The following is a 17,549-nucleotide window of genomic DNA, read 5'->3' as shown; positions in this document are numbered from 1 at the left end:
GGAGGGGATCAGGGACGCGGTCGCCCCGGGCCGGGGAGGGCACGCCGCCGGCGCCGTCCCGGCCCGTGCGGAGGCACCGACGCTTCGCGGGCGACTCCCTCAGCCGGAACGCAGCCCGCTGAGGCCGTTGCCGAGCAGGATCGCGCCGATCACCACCAGCACGACGGTCATCACCAGGGCGCTGTTGGCGGTCATCCACGCCTTCGCGGCCGCCAGGACCGGGTCGGCCCGCTCCCCCAGCGCCACACGGAGCAGCACCGGTGCGGCCACCCCGAGACTGGCCACCACCGTGAACAGCGCCAGTGCGGCCACCTGGCGCGCCACCGAGGCCGTGGCGGTCCCGATCGCGGCCGCCCCCGAGACGACCAGCACGGCGTTCTTCGGGTTGACCGCGACCAGCAGGAAGGCCACGAGCACGGCGCGTGAGGCGGTCATGGTGTCGACGGCCGTCATGAACCGGCCCGGCTCCGCGTCCGCCCGGGACCGGCTCCGCCACTGCTTGACGCCCAGCAGGAGCAGGGTCACGCCGAGCACGATGCGCACGACCCCGGCCCAGGGCGCGGGATCGTCACGGGGCAGGCTCGTGTCGATGACCGCGAGGGTGAGAGCGCCGACCGCCCCGATCCCGGCGACCCACCCGAACAGGAACCCGGCGACCGCGCCCCGCCGCCCGCCGGTGACGAGCATCAGCACGAGCACGGCGACGGGCATGGACGCGGCGAGCAGGCCCACCGCGATCGGCAGGCTTGCCCCTGTTGCTGCCAGCACGGCCACCTCCTGACCCCCGGGGGTGTCCTCGGGGGCGCATCCCACTCCATCATGCTCCGGTCCCCCGGCCCCCAGGTGATCACCCGCCCAGGGTGACGCCTCGATGACGCACGGCCACCGTGACCGCATCGGCCGCCGTCACCGGCGGTCGCCGCCGCCGCGCCGTCGTCGTCGCCGTGGACCACCAGGCCTTGTCAGAGCCCGGCGATAGCCTCGGATGCATGAGGAACGCCCCCACCTCTCCCCCGGACCTGCAGGGCCCGACCACCTCGACCCCGCGGTTCGAGACCGCCCGGCGCAACTTCCAGCTCGCCCGCTTCGAGCTCACTGCTGCGGCCCTGCAGGAGCTGACCGTCCGGGTCCGGACCCGGTATCCGCAGGCACGGGAGCTGCTGCTGCTCTGCGACGACGTCGAGGACGGCCTCTACCTGGCGGGAATCACCGACGGCAGCGGAAAGGCCCTCCCCACGAGCGGCCCGCTGCTCGACGACCGCAGCACCACCCAGATGATCGGCAATCTGCGCGGGTCCTACCTCGCGCTCCTGCCCGACGTCGTCCACGACCCGGTCGAGCAGTCCTTCCGCGTGCACCTGGTCCAGCGCTCCACCGGCACCCCCAACTGAGGTCCTGCGCGTCGTCGTGATCCGCGCAGGGGATGCCGCACCTCCTCCTGTTCAGTCGCGCGTCTCCCCGATGCCCGTTCGGCTCGGCGCCCCCGTGCGGCCGGATGACGTGTTTCGCGGCCGGTGGCGCACGGCCGGGACGACGGCGAGGACGCCGATGAGGCCGGCGACCGCGAAGGTGAGGGCGGGCGTGGTGGAGCCCATGAGGACCCCCAGCAGGACCGAGCCGACCGCCTGGCCGACGGCCAGGGCGATGAACAGCGCGGCGGTGCCCGCGGAGGCACGCTCCGGGACCACACGGGTGGCCCAGAGGATGAGGACGCCGCACAGTGCGGTGTAGCCGGCCCCGAACACGGCCACGGAGACGTACGCGGCCAGGGGCGACCCCGGCGCCACCCCCAGGACGACCGTCGAGACGGCCATGGCCACCACGGTCACGTTCCACGCCGTCCGCAGACTCCAGACCTGCACGATCCTCCCGGCGGCGGCGCCCAGCACCCCGAAGGCCCCCAGGACCATCCACCCGGCGATGGAGTACGCCTCCTCGCCCGTGCGGGAGATAGCCATGACCGTGCGCCCGAAGGTCCAGATCGCGGCACTCGAGGCGCCGGCCAGCGCGGCCGCGGCAACGGGCCGGGCCAGGGACGCCAGGTCCCGGGCGCGCACCCGTGGCGCCGGTTCCGGAGCCTGGGCCCGGTGGGCGGACTCGTCGGCCCTCAGGGTGGCGACGGTGGCGAGGACCACCATGGTGGCCATGGCCGCCCAGCCCAGGCGCCACTGCTCGGTCGTGAGCAGCATGAGGATGCCCGCGGCGACGATGCCCGCCCCGGTGCCGGCGTTGACGACCGTCTGGGCGCTCTCCTGGCGTGCTGGGGCGAGGTTGCGCTCGATGAGCGTGACCAGGCCCGGGGTGGCGAAGCCGGCGCCGGTGCCGGCCAGCACCACGCTCGCGGCGAGGACGACCACGGTGGGGGCGACGGCGACCCCCGCCGAGCCCAGCGCGGCCGTCGTCCCGGCGCACACCACGACCAGCCGCGGGCGGGCGGCCAGACGTGAGGCCAGGACCGCGGCGAGGCAGAAGGAGAGGAAGCTGCCGGCCTGGACGAGCCCGGAGACGGCCGACCCCATCTGGAAGGCCTCGGTGAACCGGGGAAGGAAGAGCCCGTAGCCGAAGCGGGCCAGCCCGTAGGTCGCCGCGATCAGCGCCATTCCGCTGAGCAGCAGAGCTCGCATCGCTCCTCCTGGGAATCGCATTATCAGAACGCTCGTTACGGTACACCACAACGATCGTTCTGGAACATGGTCCCTACACTGGAAGGGTGACCACCGCTTAGAAACTTCCTGCGCGCGACCGGCTGCTCCGGGCGGCCGACCGCGTGCTGTTCGACCGTGGCATCCGGGCCACGCCCGTCGACGAACTGCTGCGCGAGGCGGAGGTCTCCGCGGCCACCCTCTATGCGCACTTCGGCAGCAAGGACGCACTGGTCGCCGAGGCCCTGCGGAACCGGCTGGCGGACTGGCGGGCGGTCTGGGACCAGCACATCGTCACGGCCGGCGACGACATGGCGCGGCTGCTGGCGGTGTTCGACGCGCTGGCCGACTACCGGGGTGGCCGGCACCGGCCGGCACGCTGGTGCGCCTTCCTGGCCGCGGCCACCGAGCTGCCGGACGCGCCCGACGAGATCACCGAGGTCCTGGTCGCCGACACCGCCCTGCTCGCCGAGCGGCTCCTGCAGCTGTCCCGCCCCCTCGCCGGGGCGCGTGCCCAGGACCTGGCCGACGAGGTGCTGGTGGCCTACGGCGGAGCTCTGGCCGCACTGTTGCGCGGCCGCCCCGCGTCCCCGATCGAGGTCGGCCGCCGCCTGGCCCGCTCCGCGGCCGAGGCCTATTCGCGGGGCTGATCCGCGCGCGCGGCCTCCGGTGCCGGACGGGACCGTCCGGGGTCGGCATCATGGGTCCATGAGCGCATCCCAGGACCCCACCCCACGCACCGTCGAGCTGGCCCGGACCTCCACCGGCCGCTACACCGCCCGCAACGCCGCGGGGGCCCAGGTCGACTTCGGCCAGGGCGAGGATCTGCTGTCCCCGGTGGAACTGCTCCTGGCCGCCCTCGCCGGGTGCTCCGCCGTTGCGGTGGACACCGCCACCGCGCGCAGCGCGGAGCCCTCGCAGTTCCGGGTCGAGGCCTCGGGGCGGCAGATCGTGGACGAGCAGGGCGGGAACCGCCTGGAGGACCTGCACCTGTCCTTCCGCGTCGCCTTCCCCGACGACGCCGCCGGGCGCAAGGCCGCCGGCATGGTCGAGCGCCTCGTGAGCCTCTCCCACGACAAGTACTGCACGGTCTCGCGGACGGTCGAGCACGGAGCCGCCGTCGGCCACGACGTCAGCGTCGACTGCCGGGCGGACGACGCCCGGTAGGCGACCACCAGGGCGAGTTCCCGGCGGGTGGCCGGGCGGATCCGGAGAAGCGAAGTACTCCCCCGCTGTTCACCGGACGGTCATCTGCCCGTCGCCGGAGATCGCCAGCATAGGTGTGTCAGCGCGATGTACCTGTCGGGCCGGGGGGAACTGGCATGAGCGATACCGTGAACACTCCGGAGGGTGACCGGGCCGATGCGGTCCAGCCCCTGGACACCCGCGTGCTGGAACGCACGGCGGAGCGGCTGGCGGCCCGGTACGCCGGGGTGCTCTCCCCGGAGGTGGTGGAGCGGGTGGTCTTCGAGTCCTACACCGCCCTGTCCCGCACCGCCCGGGTGCGCACCCACCTGGCGGCGCTGGCCGGGCACTTCGCCGCGGACCGGCTGGCCGCCCTCGCCCACTCCCGGGGCCGCCCGGGGCCCCCGCAGGTGCTCTTCGTCGGTCGTCATGACACCGGCCGGGCACAGATCGCCGCGGCCCTGCTGGCCCACTACGCCGGGGACGCCGCGGTGGTGCGCTCGGCCGGCACCGCCCCGGGCGCGGCCGTGGACCCGCAGGCCCTGCGGGCCCTGGCCGCGCGCGGGCTCGAACTCGGCCAGGTCTATCCGAAACCGCTGACCGACGACGTCGTGCGAGCGGCCGGCCACGTCATCACCTTCGGCACCGCCGACGCGGTGCCCGTCTACCCGGGCACGGAGTACCAGGACTGGGGCGTGGACCGCACCGTCTCCGGCAACCCGGAGGACCTGGAGGCGCTGGTGGCCGAGGTCGACGAGAAGGTCCGGTCCCTGTGGCGGTCCATCCGCGACTGACACGGCCGCGGTGACACCGCCGGCCCCGAACCGCCAGGAATCCGGGCGGCGCGCACCGGCGGGCGCCCCGAGGGACGACAGCCGAGGGATCACGGCCGAGGACGACGGCGGGCGCGTCCCGCCCGCACGGTAGTGTGGACGGGATTCAACATGCTTTTGCATGCGACAGCGCCGGACCGTCCCGCCCCCACGGCGACCGGCCACCGCGAGCACGAGCATCGCCGAACCGTCCTCCGGGCTGAGCAGACGCTCCGCCCGCCACCGAACCGAAAGGCTGGGATGCGCAGCACCTCATGGCCCACCAGGACGTCCGTCGTCGGCTCGAGCGCCGTGCTGCTGACGACCCTCACCGGTTGCGCGGACACTGCCGCTCCCGATGCTCCGCCCGCGGCCTCGGCTGCGCCGAGCGCACCGGAGCAGGCCCCCGCGCAGTGGTCCTACGAGGGGGACACCGGCCCGCAGCACTGGGGGGAGCTCGCCGACGAGTTCACGACCTGCAGCACCGGAACGGCTCAGTCCCCGATCGACGTCCCCGGCGACCCGGTCCTGTCCTCCTCGCCGATCGAAATCGACTACACGCCCGCCGACTTCCAGGCCCGCGACACCGGGCACACGGTCGAGCTCCACGCCCTCTCGCCGCAGAGCATCACGGTCGACGGGACCGAGTACACCTTCCAGCAGATGCACTACCACGCACCTTCCGAGCACACGGTCGACGGCGTCAACTACGCCGCGGAGTTCCACTTCGTGCACCGGTCCGAGGACGGCGACCTCGCCGTCGTCGGCGTGCTGGCCGCCGAGGGGCAGCACAACGCCGCGTGGTCGTCCGTCGCCGACGCGGTCCCCGCCTCGGCGGAGCAGGACTCGCCGGCCGTGGAAGGGCTGACGCTCACCTCCTTGCTCCCCGAGTCCCTGGACCACTACGTGTACGGCGGAAGCCTCACCACTCCCCCGTGCAGCGAGGACGTGCGCTGGCTGCTGCTGCAGAACCCCGTCGAGCTGGGTGCCGCCCAGATCGGCGCGCTGCGCTCCGCGCACGCCGAGAACAACCGTCCGGTGCAGCCCCTGAACGACCGGGAGGTCAGCGAGGTCGACCAGTGATCCGCAGCGGATGACGACTCCGGCGCCCTCCTCGCTCACGCGCCGCGGATCGCGGTGAGCTCGTAGACGACGGCCGAGCTCGTCGCCGGTCCGCGACAGGTCAGCCGGCACGGCGGGGCGTGATGGGCCTGCAGCTCGACATCGACCCGGCCTGGGTGCGGCGGGCGGCCGACGAGGCGGATCCGCCAGCGGTCGCCGTGGCGGGACGTCTCGGCCACCGTGTAGTCCGTGCGGCCCGCCGGACCGAAGTGCCCGAGGGCGGCCGCGACAGCGGCCTGCTGGGGCGGCGTGAGATCCGTGTAGCCGCGCAGGTGCTCCGCGTGCACCCGCCCGGCCAGGTGCTCACCGATCACGTCGACGGAGGACTCGGCGTCGAGACCGCCGTAGTAGACGCCGTCGGGGGCGATCACGACGTTGCCGGCGAACCTGTCCCCGCCGACGTGCGCGCACTCCCACACCAGCTCCGGCCAGTGCTCGCTCAGGGCCCGCGCCACGGGCCGCCCGTGCACGGCGCAGCAGGGGTCGTGCTGGCCGTGGGCGCAGACCAGCACGACCGGCGGGTGGCCGAGCTGCCCGGGGGTGCTGAGGGCTGTGGCGATTTCCGCCAGATCCTCGTCCCGGTCCCACGTGCCCCACTGCTGACGACCGGCGCCGTCGGGCCCGTGGCGCAGCACGGCCCACCGGCGGGTCTCCTCCTCGCTGCGGCGGCCGTGCCGCCTGACCAGCAGCACCCGGGCCCGCACCGCCTGCGCGGCAGCGAACACGAGCGCCTTGGTCCCCGGCTCCAGGTCGAGTCCGTCGAAGCCGTTGACCGGCCACCCGCCCCGGTGCTCGATGAGGACCCACACGAAGCCGCGCGGCGCCGTGCCCGCCATCGGGTCCCCGCGGCCCCGGGCGGCCTCGGCGCAGGAGAAGCGCTCCGCGGCGGTCACTGCGGCGACGTCACCGGTCGGCGGGAACGAGGACGCCCGCGCGCAGCAGTCGCGCGACGAGCTCGACGCCGAGGTCCTCCGCGGTGTGCACCTCCCCGTCGAGCAGGCGCACGACGGCGGGCACATCGGACTCCGGGAAGTCGAGCCAGCCCACGCGCGTGGTCAGGCGGGAGCCCTCCAGCCGGGCGGCCAGCGCCTCCCGGAGCCGCACCGGGGAGTCGGTGCGCAGGCCCTCGACGGCCGTCAGCTGGGCCAGCGGGCCCAGCGGGGCGGGACGCCCCTGCCCCCTCCGGGCGCGGTGGAACAGCGCCGTGGTGTCCGCCGCGGCGACGGCCGCGGCCAGCCGCTCGCGGACGGCGTCGACCTCCCCGCCGGGACCGTCGACGCCCAGCGGCAGCGTCGTGCGCATCTCGGGCTCGTCGGCCAGCAGTGCCAGGGCCGCCTGGGCCAGCTGCTCGGCCAGGGCGTGGCGGGTCCAGCTGTGGATCCCGAGCGTGAGGTGGATGGAGACCTCCTGCTGCGCCTGGGCGGCGTGCAGCCAGCCCCGCGGCAGATAGAGGGCGTCGCCGGGCTCGAGCACGGTGTCGATCCGGGCCGTGCCCCGCGCGGCCTCGGCGACGGCGGCGCGGTGGACGGTCCAGGGCTGGTCACGCAGCGGGTCCGGGTGGACGGGTTCGTGGATGATCCAGCGCTTGGTGCCGGCGATCTGCAGCACGAAGACGTCGTGGACGTCGTAGTGATCGTCGAACCCCCGGTTCTGCGGCGGGGTGACGTAGGCGTTGGCCTGCACCGGATGCCCCAGCTCGGTGCTCAGCCGGGTGGTGAACTCGGAGACCGGCTCCCACGTGCGGTGCAGGGCCTGCAGGACGAGCGTGGCCCCGTCGGCGAAGCTGCGCCAGAGCGCGGTGTCGTCGAGCTGGTCGGGAACGGTTGCGCCGACACCGGCGGACGAGGTGAACGACGAGTCGGGGAACGTGGAGCCGTCCTTGGCGACGCGCAGGAAGGGCGTGCGCAGTCCGCGCCGTGCAATGAGTTCGTCGACGGCTGCGGCGGAGAACAGATCCGAGAAGTCCCCGACGCTGCGGGTGAGCAGCGCTGTGCGTCCCCAGACCTCGCGGGCGAACTCCTCCCGTCCGATGTCGATCAGGCGCGTCTCCAGGACCCCGGCGCCGTCCGTGGCGCCGGGGTCCTGCGCATCAGTGCGGGTGCCGCTCATGCTCAGACGCCTCGTGCGTCGGCTCCACCGTCAGCTCCACCGTCAGCGCCGCCGTCAGCTCCACCGTCGGCTCCACCATCGGCACCGCCGTCAGCTCCGCCGTCAGCTCCGCCGTCAGCGCCCCCGTCAGCGCCACCGTCGGCACCGCCGTCGTGGACGCCCGGGACACCGGCCGCACCGCCGTCGGCCGGGCCGTCCGCGCCTCCGTCAGCGCCTCCGTCAGCGCCTCCGTCAGCGCCTCCGTCAGCGCCCCCGTCAGCGCCCCCGTCAGCGCCCCCGTCAGCGCCCCCGTCAGCGCCCCCGTCAGCGCCCCCGTCAGCGCCCCCGTCGGCACCGCCGTCGTGGACGCCCGGCACGCCGGCCGCGCCGCCGTCGGCGGGACCCTCGGCACCGCCGTCGGCGCCGCCGTCGTGAATGCCCGGGGCGCCGGCCGCTCCGCCGTCGGCCGGGCCTTCCTGCTGGTTCGGATCCTGCTGTGAATCAGACATGCTTCCTCCCAGATTCGAATGAACAGGATCGGGCTCCGGTACCGGCGCCCGATCGCCACGCGGGGCGATCCCTCAGCATCGACCCGCGCTCACCCTATCGAGACAGCTTCCGGGTGGGAACAGCCCGGCCCCACCGGCGCACCACTCCTCGAGCCGGCACCGGTGCGCCGTGTCAATGAACATTGACACCTGTCCTGTGTCATCGTACGTTGACGCGCAGGAGGTGCGGCGATGATGGACGAGGTGCCGATGAGCGCGCTGGTGGTCCAGGCGGAGGACGACGACCCGCTGCAGGCGCTGAGGGCCACGGCCGAACTGCACCGGCAGCTCTCCCAGAAGGAGGCGGTGGCGGTGCGCCGGGCCCGTGCACGGGGAGCGTCGTGGGCGCAGATCGCCGCGGCTCTGGGCGTGAGCCGGCAGGCGGTGCACCGCAAGTACGGCGGCTCGAGGTTCGAGCGTGGCTGACCCGACCGCCGCCGACGCAGCGGGCCCCCGCGGCCGCCTGCGGGACCTGGTCGGCTACCTCACGGAGCACCGCGGCGTCCTGGGTGTGGTGCTCGTGCTGTCCGTCCTGGGGGCGGGTCTGAGCCTCGCGCAACCGGTGGTCGTCAACCAGGTCATCAGATCCATCAGCACCGACCGGTCGGCGGCGCCGGTGGTGCTGGTGCTGGTCCTGCTGGTGCTCGGCGCCGGTCTGGTGGGTGCGGCACAGCAGTACCTGCTCGAACGCACCGCCGAGGGCGTGGTGCTCACCGCCCGGCGGCGCCTGGTGGGCCAGCTCCTGCGCCTGCCGGTGCGCGAGCACGACGCCCGCCGGACCGGCGACCTGGTCTCCCGCGTCGGCTCGGACACCACCATGGTGCGGGCCGCGCTGACCGGTGGACTCGTGGACGCCCTGGGCGGGTCGCTGGTGTTCGCCGGTGCGCTGATCGGGATGGCACTGCTGGATCCGCTGCTGCTCGGCATCACCCTCGGCGTCGTCCTGGTCGCCGTGCTGGCCGTCGTGATCGCCTCGGCACGGATCCAGGTCCTCACCCGCGCGGCCCAGGAAGCCGTGGGCCGCCTGGCCGCCGGCGTGGAGCGTGCCGTGTCGGCGGTGCGCACCATCCGCGCCAGCGGGGCCACCGACCGGGAGGTGGCCCGGCTCGAGACCGAGGCGGTCTCGGCCTACGACTACGGGGTGCGCGTCGCCGGGGTCGGCGCGGTGCTCTGGCCGATCAGCGGGCTCGCCGTCCAGGGCTCCTTCCTCGCCGTGCTGGGCGTGGGCGGCTACCGTGTGGCCTCCGGCGCGCTCGCCGTCGCCGATCTGGTGACCTTCATCCTCTTCCTGTTCATGATGGTCATGCCGCTGGGGCAGTTCTTCTCCGCCATCACCACCGTCCGCGCCGCCCTGGGCGCCCTGGGCCGCATCCAGGAGATCCTGGAGCTGCCGCGCGAGGACGCGGAGGACAGCGCTCCCGGGCGGGCGGACGACACGCCCGAGGCCGCGGCTGCCACGGCGGGCCCGGGACGGCGAGGGCGCCCGGTGGAGGTCTCCTTCGACCGGGTCACCTTCTCCTACCGCCCGGGCCGGCCGGTGCTCGACCAGCTCAGCTTCACGGTCCCCGCCGGATCGACCACCGCGATCGTCGGGCCGTCGGGGGGCGGCAAGTCCACGCTGCTGGCCCTCATCGAGCGCTTCCACGATCCCGACCACGGGTCGATCCGCCTCGACGGCACCGATCTGCGCGCCATGCCCCGGGCCGAACTGCGGTCCCGGATCGGCTACGTCGAGCAGGACGCTCCCGTGCTGGCCGGCACCGTCCGGGAGAACCTGCTGCTCGCCGCCCCCGAGGCCGACGAGGCCTCCTGCCGGGAGGTGCTGGACGCGGTCAATCTGCTGGCGCGCCTCCAGGAGCATCCCGAGGGCCTGGACGCACCCGTCGGCGACGACGGCGCCGGCCTCTCCGGCGGTGAGCGTCAGCGCCTGGCCATCGCCCGCTCCCTGCTGGCGGACACGCCGCTGCTGCTGCTCGACGAGCCCACCGCCAGCCTGGACTCCCGCAACGAGCAGGCCCTCCACGCCGCCATCCGCTCCGCCGCGGCCGGGCGCACGGTGCTCATCGTGGCCCACCGTCTGTCGACCGTCGTGGGGGCCGATCAGATCGTCGTGCTCGACCGCGGCCGGGTGACCGCCACCGGCACCCACGAGGAACTGCTGAGCGCCTCGGGGCTCTACCGCGAGCTCGCCCGTCATCAGCTGCTGGTCTGACGAGACGCCGGCGCGTCCTCGCGACGGCGCCGGGGATACTGGTCACGAGATCCGGTGGAGCAGGCGGTCACCGGGAGGCGGTGGCCCCGGAAGGAGACGGACCGTGGACGGAACGCAGCTTCAAGAGGTCGCCATGCAGGTCGCCGCCGGGTTGCCGGCGGTGTCCCGCACCTGTCCCTTCGGCCCCGAGCACGACGTCTTCAAGGTCGCGGGCAAGGTCTTCCTGATGACCACCGAAGCACCCGGCGAGCCGATCGTGACGCTCAAGTGCGAGCCCCCGCACGCGGCGGCGCTGCGCCAGGAGTTCCCCACGATCACGCCCGGCTACCACATGAACAAGCAGCACTGGATCTCCCTCGCCGCCGGCCCCGGGATCACCCGCGACCTCGTGGCGGAACTGGTGCTCAACGCCTACGAGCTCGTCGTCGACGGCCTCCCCCGGGCCGAGCGCCCCGTCCTGCGGCACACCGGCACCGGACCGCGGCCGACGACGGGGACCGGCTGACTCCCGACCGCACGGATCCTCCGACGCTCCTGGCGCCCCGTTCCGGGCGGGCCCCGGGCGCAGGGGTCGCCGCCCGACGAGGATGGTGGGCGCACACCGCCTCTTGCGCCGGAGCGCCCCGGTCGAGTTGAGTGCAGCCATGGGGAAAGTGATCTACTCCGTGGCCTCCTCGCTGGACGGCTACAATTCCGACGCCCAGGGCGACTTCTCCTGGGCGGTGCCCGACGAAGCCGTCGTCGCGGCCCTGACCGCCGACCTGGCCCCGGTGAGCACCTACCTCTACGGGCGCCGCATGTACGAGACCATGGCCGTGTGGGAGACCGACCCCACGGCCCCGACGTGGTCCCCGCAGTCGGCCCACTTCGCGGACACGTGGAAGCGGGCCGACAAGGTGGTCTTCTCCTCCTCCCTCGACCGGACCTGGACCGAGCGCACCCGGCTCGAGCGCGAGTTCACCGCCGAGGCGGTCGAGCGCGCGAGGTCCGCGGCGCCCGGGGACCTCACGGTCGAGGGCCCCACCCTGGCCGGGACCGCCCTGCTGCTGGGCGTGGTCGACGTGGTCGAACTCCTGCTGTGCCCGGTCACTGTCGGAGGCGGCACCCCGGTCTTCCCGGACGGGCTGTCGCTGGACCTGCGTCTCGTGCGGCAGCGACGCTTCGACAACGGCATGGTGCAGCTCACCTATGACGTCGACCGCCCCCGGCACACCGGATAGCGGCACGGGCGCGCGACGGGACCCCGGCCGCACCTTCGCCTCCGGCGCGGGAGCCGGTCGCCGACCCCGCACCGCAAGCAGCCGGGCCGGGACCGGCGCCGCCGCGGTTCCCGCGCCCCATCGCGTGCTGCGCGGCGCCCAGGCCGCTGCGGCACCGCGCCCCTCGGGACCGCTGGGTTGATGCCGATGCCCGAGGGCGAGAAGCACCCCGACCCCAGCACGGCCGCGCGGGCCACCGGCGTGGTCACCGTGGGCATGTGCGTGGCCGTGTGGTGGCCCGCCTTCACCCTCGGTGCGTGGGGATGGTTCTTCTTCGAGCAGAAGCTGACGGTCTGGGCCGCCGCCACAGCGGCCCTGCTGATCGTGCTGTTCCGGCGCCACGGAGAGCAGAACCGCAAACGCCGAGCGGCCGCCCTGATGCTCCCCTCGGTGTGGCTGGTCCTCGCCCTCACCGTCGAGGACGACGGGGGCGTCCTCGACGCGCTGACCGGCGCCCTGGGCGACACCGTGGCCGTGCTGGGACTTCCGGCGACGATGTGGGTGCTGGCGCGGATCATGTGGCCCGACTTCGGGGAGGGCCTCCTCTCCCCGGCCCGACGCGTCCTGGTGATCGCCCTGGTGCTGTCCATCGCCGTGGCCTCCTACCTGCTGGGGGTCCACCACGCCGCGTTCCTCACCTGTGCGGACTTCACCGTCAGCGGCAACTCGGAGCCTCCGGGCTGCACCCCGTCGGCCCCCGGAGCGGTGTCCGGCCGGTGAAGGACGCGCCGGCCGCGGCGCGCAGCACACGGACAGGGCTACCGGGCGGCGTCCCCGCCGGACCAGGCCTCCGCGTAGAACTGCGAGGACCGCGATGCCAGCAGCTCGGTGTACAGCTCCGGCTCCATGGCCTGCGCCGAGCCCTCCGGGACGTCCGTGGTGAAGGCGGACACGCCCAGCCCGGCCGCGTTGTCCCTCAGCCCCAGGCCGGCGGCCTCCAGGATCGTGGGGTACATGCTCAGCTGGTCCACGCGGGGGCGCAGCTCGCCGTTCCGGTTCCCCCCGGGCACCCAGACCCGGTTGAAGATGGTGCGGTTGTCGTGGTGGTCCAGCTGCTCGTGGAAGGCGTCGCCGGCGCTCATGTGCTTGAGGTGGTCGCCCATGATCACCACGGCGGTGTCCTCGAGGTAGCCCCTCTCCTCCAGGTGCGCCACGAAGCCGGCCACCTGGGTCATGGAGCAGAAGAACGCGGAGGTGACCACGTTCTCCGTGTCCACGGTGCAGTAGTCGAAGATGTGCACCGGCTCGTGCGTGTCCAGCGTCAGGACCGAGAGGTTGAACGGCCGCCCGGTCCGCTCCGCCTCGGCGTGCAGCGCGTCGACCTCGTCCTTGGCGTGCGCCATGAGGCGTCCGTCGCTCAGGCCCCAGTCGCCGCGGAAGTTCTCCTCCGGTTCCCCGGCGGCGCGCCAGTCGGAGAGGTCCTTCACCTCGGAGTAGCCGTGGGTGCCCAGGAAGGCGTCCTTGGCGGCGAAGGAGGCGTTGGCACCGCCCAGGAAGACGCTGGTGTAGCCGTGCTCGCCGAGGATGTCGCCCAGGCAGGTGGTCCCGCCCAGATAGGTGCCGACGTCGCCGCCGAGCTCGTTGAGGGCGCCGCTGTCCGCGGCGGAGCCGAGGCCCTTCAGCGGCACGCCGCACTGCGTGGCCGTGAGACCGGCCATCGTCCAGCCTCCGCCCTCGTACTGCTGGAGATCCTTCACGCTCTGCCATCCGTCCGAGGCCCGGGTGACCTCCTGCAGCGGAGCGAACGCGTCCTTCTCGAAGAGCTGGTCGTCCGCGAGGGTGGCCTCCCCGGACTCGAGGTAGATCAGCACCAGGTTGCGCTTGTGCTCGCTGCTGGTGACCGCCGGCTCCACGTAGTAGTCGCGGAGGTCGTAGGCGGAGTTCCCCGCCCTGAGGTAGTCCCCCACGCCCACCGTGGTGGCGAAGGCCGTGCTGCCGCCGACGACCACTCCTGCCACCAGGACGGTGGGGACGACGCGCACGATCCACCGGGGGCGCCGAGGCCGCATGTCCCCGCCCTGGTGCCGGCGTCTGCGGCGCCGGACGTGCTGCCACAGGGCGATCCCGGCGGTGAGGAGCAGGGGTACGACGCCGACCCCCAGGATGCCCATCCAGACGATGGGGCCGCCTCCGCCGTCGAGCTCCACGGAGACGAGGTTCAGGAGCATCTGGCCCACGGTGATCTCGCCCCAGTAGAACCGGATCCCGGCGGCGGCGATGAGCAGCGCGAGCCCCGCCCAGATCAGCACGTAGACCAGAAGGCGTCCCGCGACGACGCTGCCCCCTCGGATCACGGGGGGAATCCGGGCTGTCATCGCAACACCTCGCGTTCCAGATGCGCGTGTTTCCACCGAACATCCTTGACGTCGAACCCGTTCTCGGGCCCATCACAACGTAGTACCGATACGTTACCCGTTCAACAGCCGTTCATGCTCCGGATGTGCCCCGGACACGTTTCCGCCCACAGGTGCGCACCGCCGAGCCCCGCTCTACTCTGGCCTCAGCCGGGGACGTCGGCCCCCGAGCGGTCGGAGACGGAGTGGCCGGAGAGACGCCGGAAGGACGAGGCCCTCGAACGAGAGGTGCGGTGGGTCGTGGATCCCTCACGCAGCGTGGTGACCGGAGGCGCGTTCCGCCGGTCCACCGCGCGCGTCGCCGCGGTGACGCTGTCCCTGTCCCTGTCCCTGTCCCTGTCCCTGTCCGTGGGCGTGCTGGCCGGATGCGGTCCGGCGGAGGCTCCGGACCCGGGAGGCGCACCCTCCGGGGGCCGCTCCCCCGCGGGGCAGGCCGGCGCCTCCCGGACGGCCGCGCCCTCCGCCCCGGCACCCGCGGTGCTGCCCGGCCTCGCGTACGCCGGCGCCTACGACGAGGCCTTCCGCGCCGATCTGAGCACCTGCACCGGGCAGCGGGTCACGCTCAGCGGCGTGGTCGGTGACCTGACCGACTCCCGCTCGGCCTACGAACTCGCCGACCCCTCGGATCCCGACCTGGACCCGCTGCTGGTCAGCGGCCAGGACCCGGTGCCCGACCTCGAGATCGGCGACCTCGTCGAGGTCACCGGCACCGCGCGTGGCGCGTTCCAGCCACCAGCCGGGGCGGAGGGCGAGGAGCTGGCCGGCCTCTCCGGCCGGCACCTCGGAGACCCGTATCTGCACCCGACCCGGACCAAGATCACCGGCTCCCCCGGTCGGTGACCCCGCGCGATCGCAGCGCCCGGATGGTCCAGAGGTTGTCGACGACGCCCGTGCGGACCGAGTGCCTCGACCGCCTCGAGTGTCGGTGGTCCCCTGAAGTGTGGCGCCGCGTCCCCCGGTGATCGGCTGCCCGCGGCCCCACGATGTGGGAACGTTTACGGAAGTGAACCACCGCGCTCGCCGGCGGGACAGCAGGACTCTGGGGAATCGGGGACAGGAAAACATGCTCTACATCGTCACGGCCGCCGTTCTGGCCCTCGTCCTCGTGCTCTCGGTCGTCGCCTGGACGACGGTGCCGAGGACAACGGTGCAGAAGGACGCCACCGGTGAGCACGTCCGCCCCAGCGCCACGCGCAAGGCGGTCGGCGTCACGGCCGTCAGCGCCCTGGTGCTCCTGCTGCTCGTCACCGCGGGGACCGCGCTGGCCCGGGTCGGGGCCCGGGAGGTGGGGATCGAGACCAGCCTGGGCCGGTACTCCCGCACTCTGCAGGCCGGGTGGCAGGTCAAGGCGCCCTGGGCGGAGGTCGAGACCTTCTCCACCCAGCTGCAGCGCTCGGAGATGGACGCCCCGATCGCCTTCGCCGGCGGTGGCTCCGGGACCCAGCACATGACCGTGCAGTGGACCATCACCGGTGAGCAGGCCCAGGAGCTGTGGTCCCGGTACCGGCAGTTCGAGAACGTGGACGGGATGCTCGTCCAGCCGGCGGCCCGGGAAGCGGTCGCCACCGTCCTGGCCTCCTACACCCCCGCGGAGGCCCGCGCGGAGGGAAAGGTCGAGGAGGTGCGCGAGGCCGTGGAGGCGGCCCTGACCGAGCGGTTGTCCCCGTACGGGGTGCAGCTGGACTCCGTGGCGCTGCCGCCGGCGGCGCTGGACCAGACCGCCCAGGACGCGCTGAACCGTGTGGTGGAGGCCGAGGCGAACGTGGACCGCGCCCAGTCCCGCCTCGAGCAGGCCAGGATCGACGCCGAGGCCGACCGGGAACGCAACAAGAACGTCACCGCGGAGAATCTCGTGCTCGAGTGCCTGACCATCACCAACAATTGGAACGTCGACGAGAACGGGCCCCTGCCGGCCACCTGGACCTGCTTCGGGGCGGACGCGGCGGACGTCCTGGTGAACACCAACCGGTAGTCCACCGGCCTGAGCGCACCCACCGCCGAGCAGACGGCGCGAGCAGACGGAGCGAGCAGATGACACGGACCCGCATCCACAACTTCTCCCTCTCCCTGGATGGGTTCGCGACCGGCGCGGACCAGGCACCGGAGGCACCCATGGGCCACGCCGGCCAGCGGCTGCACGAGTGGCTGGTCGCCACCCGCTTCGGCGCCCCGATCCTGGGACGCCGGGGCGGCACCGCCGGCGTCGACGACGCGTTCGCCCAGCAGCACGAGCCGGACATCGGCGCCGAGATCATGGGCGCGGGCAAGTTCGGCCCACCGGGCTGGCAGGACGACGCCGACTGGACGGGGTGGTGGGGGCCGAACCCGCCGTTCCACACGCCGGCCTTCGTGCTGACCCACCGCCCGCGGCCTTCGATCGAGATGGAGGGCGGCACCACCTTCCACTTCCTCGACGCCGCACCGGCCGAGGCCCTCCAGGCCGCCCGTGCGGCGGCCGGCGGACGCGACGTGCGCATCGGAGGGGGCCCCACCGTCGTGCGCGACTTCCTCGCCGCGGGACTGGTCGACCACATGCACCTGGTCCTGGTGCCGATCGTGCTCGGCCGTGGCGTGCGGGTGTGGGACGGGCTGGAAGCCCTGGAGGAGCACTACCGGATCGAGGTCGTCTCGGCGCCCAGCGGGGTCACCCACCTGACCTTCGACCGGAAGGCCCCCTGACCGGGGCCGCCCCCGGGCACCGGCACCCATGACGGGCCGCACCATCACGACGGAACCGGAGGAGGACCAGCATGACGATCCAGCGGATGGACCACGTGAGCGTCGTCGTCGACGACCTCGAGGCCGCCATCGCGTTCTTCACCGGCCTCGGCATGGAGCTGGAGGGGCAGGCGCCGATCGAGGGCCAGTGGGTGGACCGTGTCGCGGGGCTCGACGGGGTGCGCGTCGACATCGCGATGCTGCGGGACCCGGACGGCCGCGGCCGGCTCGAGCTGACGACCTTCCACACCCCACCGGCGATCCGCGCCGAGCCGGAGCACGCCCCCGCGAACACCCTGGGTCTGCGCAGCATCATGTTCGTCGTCGACGACATCGACGCCACGGTGGCGCAGCTGCGCGCCCGCGGCGGGGAACTCGTCGGTGAGGTGGTGCGGTACCAGGACAGCTACCGGCTCTGCTACGTTCGCGGACCCGCGGGGATCATCGTCGCACTGGCCGAGCAGCTCGGCTGACCACCTCCTCCCGACCGACGCGAGGGCCGAGAACGGCGGCGGGACCCGGTCCCGTCCGCCACCGCCACCGCCGGGCGGAGCCGCACATGACTGCGGGCACGGGGCGGTCGACCTGCCGGCGGCCGGGCCGGATCAC

General features: G+C 73.6%; 21 protein-coding genes. 15 read left to right on the top strand and 6 right to left on the bottom strand.

Translation table 11 applies throughout. The features are described from left to right. Positions 1–99: 99 nt before the first annotated feature. Positions 100–768 carry a GAP family protein gene (locus tag AYX06_RS02145; RefSeq protein ID WP_062736830.1) on the bottom strand — a complete coding sequence of 223 codons (669 nt, stop codon included), beginning with the start codon at positions 766–768 and terminating at the stop codon, positions 100–102. Between the two features lie 221 nt (positions 769–989). Between AYX06_RS02145 and AYX06_RS02140 the strand changes: the two genes are divergently transcribed. Further along, positions 990–1,391 carry a hypothetical protein gene (locus AYX06_RS02140; RefSeq protein ID WP_147017722.1) on the top strand — a complete coding sequence of 134 codons (402 nt, stop codon included), beginning with the start codon at positions 990–992 and terminating at the stop codon, positions 1,389–1,391. Between the two features lie 51 nt (positions 1,392–1,442). Here AYX06_RS02140 and AYX06_RS02135 read toward each other — a convergent pair whose 3' ends face one another. Beyond that, complete coding sequence (locus AYX06_RS02135) at positions 1,443–2,624, bottom strand: MFS transporter (RefSeq protein ID WP_062734007.1); 1,182 nt, start codon at positions 2,622–2,624, stop codon at positions 1,443–1,445. Positions 2,625–2,767: 143 nt separating this feature from the next. On the opposite strand from AYX06_RS02135, the gene AYX06_RS20705 reads away from it, so the two are divergent. The 4 genes from AYX06_RS20705 to AYX06_RS02115 all read left to right on the top strand — a co-directional run bounded on the left by AYX06_RS20705 (position 2,768) and on the right by AYX06_RS02115 (position 5,722). Further along, positions 2,768–3,292, top strand: a complete 525-nt coding sequence (locus AYX06_RS20705; RefSeq protein ID WP_269148885.1) for a TetR/AcrR family transcriptional regulator — start codon at positions 2,768–2,770, stop codon at positions 3,290–3,292. A 58-nt stretch (positions 3,293–3,350) separates the two neighbouring features. Further along, complete coding sequence (locus AYX06_RS02125) at positions 3,351–3,809, top strand: OsmC family protein (protein ID WP_062734003.1); 459 nt, start codon at positions 3,351–3,353, stop codon at positions 3,807–3,809. Between the two features lie 155 nt (positions 3,810–3,964). Next, positions 3,965–4,621 carry an arsenate-mycothiol transferase ArsC gene (locus tag AYX06_RS02120; RefSeq protein WP_062734001.1) on the top strand — a complete coding sequence of 219 codons (657 nt, stop codon included), beginning with the start codon at positions 3,965–3,967 and terminating at the stop codon, positions 4,619–4,621. A gap of 279 nt (positions 4,622–4,900) precedes the next feature. Next, the gene (locus AYX06_RS02115; RefSeq protein ID WP_186815667.1) at positions 4,901–5,722 is read left to right on the top strand and encodes a carbonic anhydrase; all 822 of its coding nucleotides are present in this window, start codon (positions 4,901–4,903) and stop codon (positions 5,720–5,722) included. Between the two features lie 35 nt (positions 5,723–5,757). Here the strand turns inward: AYX06_RS02115 and AYX06_RS02110 are convergent, their stop codons facing one another. From AYX06_RS02110 to AYX06_RS20140, 3 genes are read right to left on the bottom strand one after another with little or no spacing between them, the layout of a single operon-like run. After that, a complete protein-coding gene (locus tag AYX06_RS02110; RefSeq protein WP_062733997.1) occupies positions 5,758–6,654 on the bottom strand; it encodes a sucrase ferredoxin in 897 nt (298 codons plus the stop codon). Positions 6,655–6,664: 10 nt separating this feature from the next. After that, the gene (locus AYX06_RS02105) at positions 6,665–7,870 is read right to left on the bottom strand and encodes a cupin domain-containing protein (protein WP_062733995.1); all 1,206 of its coding nucleotides are present in this window, start codon (positions 7,868–7,870) and stop codon (positions 6,665–6,667) included. Further along, entirely contained in the window at positions 7,851–8,015 is a 165-nt protein-coding gene (locus AYX06_RS20140) for a hypothetical protein (RefSeq protein WP_186815668.1), read from the bottom strand. Before AYX06_RS20140 ends, AYX06_RS02105 begins: the two co-directional genes overlap by 20 nt. A gap of 7 nt (positions 8,016–8,022) precedes the next feature. On the opposite strand from AYX06_RS20140, the gene AYX06_RS20135 reads away from it, so the two are divergent. The 6 genes from AYX06_RS20135 to AYX06_RS02075 all read left to right on the top strand — a co-directional run bounded on the left by AYX06_RS20135 (position 8,023) and on the right by AYX06_RS02075 (position 12,588). After that, the gene (locus AYX06_RS20135) at positions 8,023–8,349 is read left to right on the top strand and encodes a hypothetical protein (protein WP_198161413.1); all 327 of its coding nucleotides are present in this window, start codon (positions 8,023–8,025) and stop codon (positions 8,347–8,349) included. Between the two features lie 240 nt (positions 8,350–8,589). Next, positions 8,590–8,823: a helix-turn-helix domain-containing protein gene (locus AYX06_RS02095; RefSeq protein WP_443093567.1), complete on the top strand. Its 234-nt coding sequence runs from the start codon at positions 8,590–8,592 to the stop codon at positions 8,821–8,823. Beyond that, positions 8,816–10,609 (top strand): ABC transporter ATP-binding protein, encoded by a 1,794-nt coding sequence (locus AYX06_RS02090; RefSeq protein ID WP_062733990.1) that lies wholly within the window; start codon positions 8,816–8,818, stop codon positions 10,607–10,609. The genes AYX06_RS02095 and AYX06_RS02090 overlap by 8 nt, the downstream gene beginning before the upstream one ends. Before the next feature lie 103 nt (positions 10,610–10,712). After that, a complete protein-coding gene (locus AYX06_RS02085; protein WP_062733988.1) occupies positions 10,713–11,114 on the top strand; it encodes an MmcQ/YjbR family DNA-binding protein in 402 nt (133 codons plus the stop codon). Positions 11,115–11,253: 139 nt separating this feature from the next. Continuing rightward, a complete protein-coding gene (locus AYX06_RS02080; protein ID WP_062733986.1) occupies positions 11,254–11,829 on the top strand; it encodes a dihydrofolate reductase family protein in 576 nt (191 codons plus the stop codon). Between the two features lie 180 nt (positions 11,830–12,009). Then, entirely contained in the window at positions 12,010–12,588 is a 579-nt protein-coding gene (locus AYX06_RS02075) for a hypothetical protein (RefSeq protein ID WP_232319371.1), read from the top strand. A 38-nt stretch (positions 12,589–12,626) separates the two neighbouring features. On the opposite strand, the gene AYX06_RS02070 is transcribed toward AYX06_RS02075, so the two are convergent. Beyond that, positions 12,627–14,183, bottom strand: a complete 1,557-nt coding sequence (locus AYX06_RS02070; protein WP_062733983.1) for an LTA synthase family protein — start codon at positions 14,181–14,183, stop codon at positions 12,627–12,629. 279 nt (positions 14,184–14,462) lie between these two features. On the opposite strand from AYX06_RS02070, the gene AYX06_RS02065 reads away from it, so the two are divergent. The 4 genes from AYX06_RS02065 to AYX06_RS02050 all read left to right on the top strand — a co-directional run bounded on the left by AYX06_RS02065 (position 14,463) and on the right by AYX06_RS02050 (position 17,413). Beyond that, positions 14,463–15,062: a hypothetical protein gene (locus tag AYX06_RS02065; protein WP_147017728.1), complete on the top strand. Its 600-nt coding sequence runs from the start codon at positions 14,463–14,465 to the stop codon at positions 15,060–15,062. 223 nt (positions 15,063–15,285) lie between these two features. Beyond that, the gene (locus AYX06_RS02060; protein ID WP_062733977.1) at positions 15,286–16,194 is read left to right on the top strand and encodes an SPFH domain-containing protein; all 909 of its coding nucleotides are present in this window, start codon (positions 15,286–15,288) and stop codon (positions 16,192–16,194) included. Positions 16,195–16,253: 59 nt separating this feature from the next. Further along, positions 16,254–16,901 (top strand): dihydrofolate reductase family protein, encoded by a 648-nt coding sequence (locus AYX06_RS02055; protein WP_062733974.1) that lies wholly within the window; start codon positions 16,254–16,256, stop codon positions 16,899–16,901. A 71-nt stretch (positions 16,902–16,972) separates the two neighbouring features. Then, on the top strand, positions 16,973–17,413 hold the full coding sequence (locus AYX06_RS02050; protein ID WP_062733972.1) for a VOC family protein: 441 nt from the start codon (positions 16,973–16,975) through the stop codon (positions 17,411–17,413). The last annotated feature ends 136 nt before the right edge of the window (positions 17,414–17,549 follow it).

It is taken from the genome of Kocuria turfanensis (genome assembly GCF_001580365.1).
GTDB classification, from domain to species: domain Bacteria; phylum Actinomycetota; class Actinomycetes; order Actinomycetales; family Micrococcaceae; genus Kocuria; species Kocuria turfanensis.
The sequence above is the reverse complement of the archived record's forward strand: the minus strand, read 5'-3'. Positions and strand labels throughout refer to the sequence as shown.